The following is an 8,980-nucleotide window of genomic DNA, read 5'->3' on the forward strand; positions in this document are numbered from 1 at the left end:
TTGAAAAACACTGGCGCAAATAGATTCTGCCAAAGTAGTGCTAGCACTACTTTGGCAGATCATCTGCAACCGCTTGGTCAGGTAGGACGCGAAGGAACCGCCTGAGCCGAAATGGAGGTCAACTTTGCTGCAGGCTATCGGGCCATCATGACCACTAAACGCTCCGAGGGTGCAATCGATCCTGCTAATGAATCATGGCGAACGCAGTGGCAGGAAAGGCCTCCGATTGTCCTATTAATTCCAATCCGGCATTGATCCGTCCGAAATTGGTATTGGCCCCGCAGAAGGTGATCAGCGCAAATTGCGGTGTGATTAATCAGAATTGATAACTTGAAGAGCGAGGAGACGTATGAGGCACGATGTCGACGCTCTCTTTGTTGGCCTGCTCGCATCGACGGCCTTTTCCCAACGGAATTCTCACAAGTTGTGGCCGGAGCCGACATTAAGCTCTCGTGCTGATGACAGGGTCTCGGGGAGACTACACGGCTAAGATGCCGCGGTGACCTTCCTCGCGGGTCGGACGCTCGTGCCGTTTTCTGATCCGAGATCGCGCCCGTACTGCCATGAGGCGGGCGTGCCTCATTCGGCGGCTCGATACGTGACCCGAATCCAACAAGGAAAATGGAGCCGTTATGAAGAAACCCACGTCAATACTCTCCCGTCGCTTGTTCTTGACCGGGGCGGCCGGTGTACTCGCGGCGCCAATGGTGCTCCGGAGCGCGGTCACCGCAGCCAAGTCCAATTCGCTGACTGTCACCAGTAGTGGTGGGAGCTTTCAAGAGATCTTAGTCAAGGTTGTGATCGAGTCCTTCACTCGGGAAACGGGCATTAAGGTCGACATCGCACCAAGGCCGGACATGGCGAAAGTCAAAGCTCAAAAACTAACGGGCAATGTCGAAATAGACGTTCATCTGCCGACGGCCGCGGAGGCCGCGTACGGATCTACGCAGGGCTTTTGGGAAAAACTGGATCTTTCGATGTTCAACATCGGGGATATGGTGATCCCGCCGACAAGTGACGTCCTCACGACTGATACGTTTGCCGGCGGCATAGCATGGGATCCGAGCAAATACGGTCCGGGAAAGCATCCTACGAATTTTGCCGAATACTTCGATCTGGAGAAGTTCCCAGGGCGCCGCACCCTGCGAAATTACGCCAGCGAGACACTCGAAGCGGCGCTTCTCGGTGATGGCGTGGCACCGCACAAAATCTACCCGCTCGATCTTGATCGCGCGTTCAAGGTGCTCGATCGGATCAAGCCGAGCATTGCTTCGTGGACAGCTGCGACGCCGCAAACATATTCCCTTCTGCAGGCAGGCGAGGTCGCTTTCAGCTATACGTATGCCAATCGCGCCAAAGCCACGAATGAACCCGGGGGCGGAACGCCGGTAGCGTTCTCATTTGAACAGAACCTGCTATCTCCTGACCCGCTTGTAGTGCTCAAGGGCGCACCTAACAAGGAGAACGCGATGAAATACCTCGCCTACTACATGCGTCCGGACGTTCTGGTGCGGCAATGCAATTTGACCGCGTCCGTGCCAAATTCCAAAAAGGCGATGTCGATGCTATCGGCTGAAACTCGCAAATGGATGCCCGATATGAACAATCCCAACAATCTCATTCTTGATGGCGCGTATTGGGCAGATAATCTCGATGCAGTATCGCGCCGCTTCAAGGAGTGGATCCTGACCTGATTAGTTAAATGTCTCGGGCGGGGCAGTCCCGTCTGAGTTGCACTAACTATACTCTAGGCTCGAACCTTTCATAGAGGTCATGAATCAGGCTAGTAGCATACGCGCTCAAACCATTTTCATGTCGCCGGCAGTTCTGGCGGTGATCTTCATTGTATTGCCGCCTCTGCTTTACGTTTTCTACACAAGCGTCTACGGACCACCCTTATCGCTGGCAGCTTACGGCGAGGTTTTGACAAGCAAGTTATTCAGGCAAACGCTGTCGACGACGCTGATCATTGCCAGCTTATCGTCTCTGCTGAGCTTGCTTCTGGGGTTCGTCGTCGCTTTGCATCTTGCGCGTCAGCCGGCGCGGCGCAGAGCAATTTTGATGTTGTTGGTGCTCCTTCCTTTCTGGACCAGCATTTTAGTCAAATGCTTTGCATTTACCGTCATCCTTGGACGTGAAGGCATCATTAACAACATCCTCAGCTGGATCTTCGATGCGAAAGTCCAGCTACCACTTGTGCTCAATCTGGTTGGCCTTCTGGTTGGCATGACCAGTTTTCTGGTTCCACTCGTCGTCCTACCCGTTCTCGCCAGTCTGGTCGCGATCGACGAGGCCATCTACCGGGCAGCTTCGATTATGGGAGCCAAGCCCCCTCGCATATTCTGGACGGTCACTGTTCCCATGAGTCTGCCGGGAGTGTTCGCTGGTCTGTTGAGTATCTTCGTAATGTCCCTGGGGGCCTTTGTCGTTCCGGCGCTGCTCGGCGGACCACAAGATCAAATGCTATCGAACCTCGTCGATTTTTACAACCGAGAGGTCCTGGATTGGCAAAAGGCCTCAGCCATTAGCGTAGTGCTGTTTGGCATGGTTTTGGTGTTCGCCGCTCCGCTGGCGCTCTGGCGCCGGCGCAAGGTCTAGGAGGTTGCTCTTGCCCGGCCAGATTGATGACCCGCATTCGCGTCGCTACCGTGCCCTAGGTACCGGGCTGGCCGTGCCGATCTATGTATTTCTCCTGGCACCGATAGTGGTGACGGTGCCCATGGCGTTTGGACCGACGAATGCGCTAACTTTCCCGCCGGCGAGTTATTCATTCGATCTGTTCAGGATATTCTTCAACTCCCCCGCTTGGCTCGGCTCGCTCTTCGAGAGCCTCAAGATCGCGATCGCGACCACGGCGTTGGCGATGATTGCAGGTACTCTCGCCGGCTACTGGATGGCGCGCCACGAGTTCGCTGGCAAGGGGCTCGTTACTAGTATGATCATGAGCCCGTCTATCGTCCCTATCATCGTTATAGGGCTCGGGCTCTATCTTTATTTTTCCTATCTTAGGATAACCGGAACTACGCTTTCCATTGTGCTCGGTCACGTCATGGTCACCCTACCTTATGTAATCGTCATGGTCGTGGCAGGTGTGAACAAGCTAGATCGCAACCTCGAATTCGGCGCGGAATTGATGGGGGCGGGGCCGATGCAGATGTTCGTCACGGTCGTTATCCCCCAACTCGTTCCGTCGCTCGTGAGCGCAGCATTTTTCGCGTTTTTGCTGTCCTTCGATGAAGTGATCATCGCTTGGTTCTTAGCTGGCCCAAACACCGTCACCCTGCCGGTGAAGATGTTCAACGCTCTCCATTGGGAAATCTCTCCGGTGATCGCCGCCGTGTCTACCTTGATGACGGCGCTTTCTCTGCTGGTTTGCATTGTCGCGATCGGATTGAGAAAATGGACGCCGACCGATGTTTAACACAAACGGCATCCAGCGGCGTTATCTCGGCATGAATCAACAGACCAGGAAAGAAGAAGCACTTGAAGAAGTTCAGCCAAATCTCCAGCTGCAGGGCGGACTGCGAACGTTTGCGTTTCGCCCTCAGCGTATGCGTAATGAAGTGAACCCGATGCAGGACGGCACCGTTCTAGGAGCTCGCGGCGCGCACGCGATCGCGCTGAGTGGGATATCGAAGATGTTCGGTTCTGTGACCGCGCTGCATCTGACCGATCTCAGCGTCGACAAGGGCGAGTTCCTGACGCTGCTTGGTCCGTCAGGCTCCGGCAAGACCACTCTGCTCAATCTGATCGCAGGCGCATTCGGACCAACGACTGGTACCATACTACTGGGCGGGCGAGATACTACTGCGACGCCTCCGCGCGAGAGGGGAATCGGCATGGTATTCCAGAATTATGCCCTAATGCCGCACATGACGGTATTCGAAAATGTGGCTTATCCGCTTCGGGTCCGTCGTGAATCCGCCAAAGCGATCCACGACAAAGTGACGGAGGCGCTCGAACGTGTCGGTCTACGCGGCTTTGAAGACCGAAGGCCGCGCCAGCTGTCCGGTGGTCAGCAGCAACGCGTGGGCATTGCGCGCTGCATCGTTTACTCGCCGGCCATCATTCTGATGGACGAGCCGCTGGGAGCGTTGGACAAGAATCTGCGCGAGCAGATGCAGGGGGAGGTCAAGCGTCTTCACAAGGACCTCGGCACAACCGTCATATACGTTACCCACGATCAGGAAGAAGCGCTCAACATGTCCGACCGCATTTGCCTGATGAGCTCGGGAAAAATTGCTCAGCTTGGGACGCCGGATGAGTTGTACTTCCAGCCGTGCAACCAGTTCGTGGCGGAGTTCGTCGGAGAATCGAATCTGATTAGCGGAGAAATGAATGCTGATGGCCTCATGATGATCGCCGGAAACCGGTCGATTTCCGTTCCGGGGGCTATGCGGACCGAAGGATTGGAGCTACTGGTTATGGTTCGACCCGAGAAGGTACGGATCTGCGGTATGGATGAAGCAGTCACAGACAACAGCAATCAACTGACAGGCGACGTCGTGAGCAGCTCGTTCGTTGGCGGCATGACCCGCGTGACCATCAAAACCGACAACGGCCTGAATATTACAGCTAAGATGGTCTCCTGCCGGGCTGAATCAAGGCACGTATCTGGGGCGAGGGTACGAGTTTGCTGGTCGTCATCTGACACGGTGGTTCTCAACAAGTGATCATGGCTTCTCGATCCAGGCCGCTGATCCTTTGCAGGTGTTGCTTAACGGCGGCACAACCTTGAAACAGAAAACGTTGGTCAGCGGACTGGAGCGACATTGATGTCGCCGAGTTCTTCTCCACGAGAAGCTATTTGTTCCTCTCGATTAGTAAGCCATGGCCGTCGGCGCCGTTCAGACAAACCGAAACAGCTGACTTAGCAGCAGCGGATGGCTCGCCAGCGTAGATCTAACGCCTTGGCGTGTTCGGATGGCCAATCCGGACCCCGGCACCCCGGACGGGTGGCGGCCGCTTGATCGCATTCGGTACGTCGCCGGCGGCCTCGATACACTCGCCGCGATCGGCGGCAGGAGCATCCCTCGCGGCATTTCCACAGCTTCACCGACATCTTGAAAGCCGACGCTCATAGCCGGCTCCGGCTAGTACGGCGAGCGGCTCCCGGTATGATGGCCACGCTAAGCTGACCCACCTTGTGCTTGAGCTCAAAGGAGGTTGAGATTAGCCGATGGTCGACCGCCCGCGGATCGTTTGTAAAAATCTTTCGGTGTAGTCGAAGACTGGACGGGTTTGCGGCCGCTGGTGCGCGACGCAGGCACCGATCCGTTCGAGAAAACGAAATTTTGTTGGCCACGGATTGGTCGACATCGGATCCAGCTCAATCGCGCGCAGCTGCTTGCGCTCGTTGACTGGCTGGACTGAACGAAGGTGCGATCGGCGGCTGTGAAGCGCCCGCGATCGGTGGGTTGATAACTTGCGGCGAATTGAATCAAGAGGCTGAAAGGTTTGGACGATCGCCGACGACTCTGCTGTGAGAGTAGCGATGGCGATGCCAGTTGCAGAGCCTCGACCACCCATGCCGAAGCCCATGCGCTGATCCTCGCCTTAGCGGAAGAGCTGGCGGCAATCGAGGCGGAGAACAACGCAATGGCTCCGAGATTGCAAGACTCACGACGGTCAACGCCGACCTTGCTGCAATCAACTAGGTAGCCGATGCGCAGATCGGAACCGACGGCAATCGTGAAGATGTTAGAGCGCACGCTTACGGCCCGCGATCGGGACGCTTGCGCACCGACAAGCAGAGCGATGAGCAGTTCGCCTTCGTGCTTGACGGAATCGCCATCGGCGTGGCGGAGGTCGACGCCGAGCTGGCGAAAGCAGCTGGGACAGACAGGACGAAGCGAGCGCCGCAGTCACACAAGGACCTCGGCGCTCATTGGAGCGGGGCGAGATCGTCATCGAGCCCGAGGTGCCCCCTGGTTGCGAAGGGATGAGAAGATCCTGATTGGCAAGGACGTGTCGAAGCGGGTGGGCGTGACGCCGGCGAAGTTCTGGGCGATTGTGACGCGCCGCCCGAAATACCGCAACCGCGACGGCGTCGTTCAGGCGCCAGCGATGGTGGCTTTTGGCTTCGGCGACAACCGCGGCAGCGGAATGCGTCGAACCCCGTCTGGCCGGCTTTGCTGGCATTCTGGTGTGTGGACGCCGCAGTAAATGCAAGCAAAAAATAACTTCGAAACAGGCATGTGGTCGGGTGCTGACGTGTGTCCGGCCTCGCAATGCGACCTCGACACGTCGCGGGCCCTTATGGAATGCGTGGATTGAATCCAATTCGGCTAAGCGTGCGCGTTGGCGCTCATCAACCTGCTAATTCTCCCAGTCCCTGACCGATTGCCCATAGTCCTCCGTTAGACCCTACCGCATTCCCGACGTCTCTCGGCGTCTGGCCTTGCGTTACGCAGCGCCAGACGCTGGAGCGCTGGTGAGCGCTACCGCGGACCATCAAAGGCTCAGGCGATACGCGCCTTTTTGTTCGCTAGAGCGACCGCGATTAGCTTTGGAGGCTTCTCCGAGAGCATTCTTGCCAGCCAGCATCCTGCTTGCGATCCATAGCGTCTTGCCCATCGCACAACGGCGGTCGCACCAAGTACAAGGGGGCGTCGCAAGGCATGAGAGCAATCCAGGCCGCAAATCGCGCCCCTTGGAGAATGTCTCCGCCGATGGCCATAGCACCTCTATCGCTGTAGCGCAGATTGCGCCGATTCTCGGAATGGTCATCAAGCGAGAGGCGACTTCGTCCTGTCTCGCGCGCACCCGTAGTCCCTTCTCCAGCTCTGCATCTGCTCCGACAGGGATTCCACATGCTTCAAGAGATTCTAGCAAAGGAGGCGGGCTAGAGCCGATCGACATTCAGGATTCCCAAGTGGTTTGATCGCTGATTCATAGAGTTTCGTGATTCGACACACGGAGCGGATGGTGGCGGCGAAGCGATATGAGCTGACCGAGGCGCAATGGGCGAGGATCGCGCCACTGCTGCCGGGGAAAGCTGGCGACGGGACGTACGGCAGCGGATAATCGTCTGTTCGTCAACGGATGTTTGTGGGCTTTGCGGTCGGGCGCACACTGGTGCGACCTGCCGGAGCGGTACGGCAAGTGGAAAACGGTGCATCAGCGCTTCAGCCGCTGGTGCCATGCTGGTGTCTGGGAGCGCGTGTTCGCTGCTCTGACCGCCGATCGCGACAACCAGTATCTAATGATCGACAGCACCATCGTTCGCGCCCACCAGCAGGCGTCGAGCGGAAAGGGGGGCCAAAGATCAGGCGCTGGGGCGTTCCCGAGGTGGACTGACCACCAAGATCCACATGCTGGCCGATGCGCTCGGCCGACCGCTCCGCTTCATCGTCACGGCTGGACAGGTTAATGACATCACCCAGGCGCCCGCACTGCTCGACGGCCAGAGCGGCGATACCGTGCTCGCCGATAAAGCCTGTGACAGCAACGCCCTGCGTACGATCATCGCGAAAACCGGTGCAACGGCGGTGATCCCGTCAAACCGCACCCGCAGGATCATCATTCCGCACAACGCCGATGCCTACAAACAGCGCAACCGCATCGAACGCTGCTTCTGCCAGCTCAAACACTTTCGACGCTTGGCAACCCGTTATGACAGGCGAACCGGCAACTTTACCGGATTCATCCATCTCGCCGCCGCAACGATCTGGATGCAATGAATGTCGATCGGCCCTAGCACTACTTTGGGTGCGCCGGGAGACCGGCAAGGAGTAGATGGTGAAAGTCCATTGCGATGAAGGTGTAGCGAACCACATCGGCCCCGAGCCGTGCGCAGGCCTCCGCGAGGCGGTCGGCGAAGCGTCGGTAGGGGAGCATGCAGGCCAGCCATTGAGCCGCGAAACAGTGTTATCCCGGGCGTCGACGCTGTCCAAAGAGCGGAAGGCAACATGGGCGAGTGCGCAAACGCGAGCACCCGTCCAGCCCGGCGTGGTCGTAGACCCTGGCATGCATGGAAGCTCCTTGTACGGGAACCGGGATATCTCCGGGTCGGCCACCTTCCTCCTCCGAGGATATGGTCCGCAGCGGGAAGGCGAGGAGCCGTAGCCGCTGATGCACGACACGGAGAAGTCTGACTCTGGCATAGTAGCTGAGAAGCCGACGAACAAAGCCGGATTACCGGCGGAGGAGTGGGCGGAGCCAAGGCTGGGGACCAAGGGAAACGCGGAACAGCGGCGCATACACCGGACACAGGGCCGGGCTCGCATGACCCAGTCGCTGGACCGCGTACGGGCAGCCGCAAGGCTGAGGAAGAAGGACCGGTTCACCGCGCTCCTTCACCACATCAATGTCGATACACTGCGGGCGGCGTTCTTTGCGCTCAGGCGTAGGGCCGCTCCCGGAGTGGATGGCATGACGTGGCAGGACTACGAGGAGGATCTCGAGCCCCAGCTCGCCGATCTGCACAAACGGGTCCAACGAGGAACATACCGCCCGCAACCGTCTCGCCGGACGTACATACCAAAGGCAGACGGCAAGCAGCGGCCGTTAGCGATCGCGGCTCTCGAGGACAAAATCGTCCAGGGCGCCACCGTCATCGTGCTCAACGCCATCTACGAAGGAGACTTCTGTGGCTTTTCCTACGGGTTTCGGCCCGGCAGAGGGCCACATGATGCGTTGGACGCGCTCTGCACAGCGATCGAGACGCGGCAGGTGAACTGGATCGTTGACGCCGACATCCAAAATTTCTTTGGCGCAGTCAGTCAATCTTGGCTGGTGCGCTTCTTGGAACATGGGATCGGCGACAAGCGCATCATCCGCCTCATCCAGAAATGGCTGAAGGCAGGTATTCTCGAAGACGGCGTCGTAACCGTTGATGACAGGGGAACGGGTCAAGGTTCGGTGATTTCACCGCTCCTCGGCAACATCTACCTACACTACGCTCTCGACCTGTGGGCCAAGCGCTGGCGACAACGCGAGGCCTCCGGCGGCATGATCATCGTGCGTTACGCGGACGATG

The 8,980-nt window shown here is 57.9% G+C and carries 7 protein-coding genes and 1 pseudogene; 7 read left to right on the top strand and 1 reads right to left on the bottom strand.

The window, feature by feature from the left end; translation table 11 throughout:
- Positions 1-632 precede the first annotated feature (632 nt).
- From H8A92_RS38345 to H8A92_RS38360, 4 genes are all read left to right on the top strand, one after another.
- Positions 633-1,694: an extracellular solute-binding protein gene (locus tag H8A92_RS38345; RefSeq protein ID WP_229200476.1), complete on the top strand. Its 1,062-nt coding sequence runs from the start codon at positions 633-635 to the stop codon at positions 1,692-1,694.
- A gap of 118 nt (positions 1,695-1,812) precedes the next feature.
- Entirely contained in the window at positions 1,813-2,598 is a 786-nt protein-coding gene (locus H8A92_RS38350) for an ABC transporter permease (protein WP_229200477.1), read from the top strand.
- 10 nt (positions 2,599-2,608) lie between these two features.
- On the top strand, positions 2,609-3,421 hold the full coding sequence (locus H8A92_RS38355) for an ABC transporter permease (protein ID WP_229200478.1): 813 nt from the start codon (positions 2,609-2,611) through the stop codon (positions 3,419-3,421).
- On the top strand, positions 3,414-4,673 hold the full coding sequence (locus H8A92_RS38360) for an ABC transporter ATP-binding protein (protein ID WP_229200479.1): 1,260 nt from the start codon (positions 3,414-3,416) through the stop codon (positions 4,671-4,673). The genes H8A92_RS38355 and H8A92_RS38360 overlap by 8 nt, the downstream gene beginning before the upstream one ends.
- A gap of 499 nt (positions 4,674-5,172) precedes the next feature.
- On the opposite strand, the gene H8A92_RS38365 is transcribed toward H8A92_RS38360, so the two are convergent.
- On the bottom strand, positions 5,173-5,541 hold the full coding sequence (locus H8A92_RS38365; RefSeq protein ID WP_229200480.1) for a hypothetical protein: 369 nt from the start codon (positions 5,539-5,541) through the stop codon (positions 5,173-5,175).
- A 390-nt stretch (positions 5,542-5,931) separates the two neighbouring features.
- Here H8A92_RS38365 and H8A92_RS38370 point away from each other — a divergent pair, with 390 nt between their 5' ends.
- The 3 genes and pseudogenes from H8A92_RS38370 to H8A92_RS38385 all read left to right on the top strand — a co-directional run.
- On the top strand, positions 5,932-6,165 hold the full coding sequence (locus H8A92_RS38370; protein WP_229200481.1) for a hypothetical protein: 234 nt from the start codon (positions 5,932-5,934) through the stop codon (positions 6,163-6,165).
- A 759-nt stretch (positions 6,166-6,924) separates the two neighbouring features.
- A pseudogene (locus tag H8A92_RS38380) lies at positions 6,925-7,682 on the top strand (IS5 family transposase).
- Between the two features lie 544 nt (positions 7,683-8,226).
- Positions 8,227-8,980 (top strand): reverse transcriptase domain-containing protein (locus H8A92_RS38385; protein ID WP_420831430.1); only part of this gene is annotated, 754 nt, incomplete at its 3' end.

Origin of the sequence: Bradyrhizobium acaciae, assembly GCF_020889785.1 — a bacterium.
In the GTDB taxonomy this organism is placed as follows: Bacteria; Pseudomonadota; Alphaproteobacteria; order Rhizobiales; family Xanthobacteraceae; genus Bradyrhizobium; species Bradyrhizobium acaciae.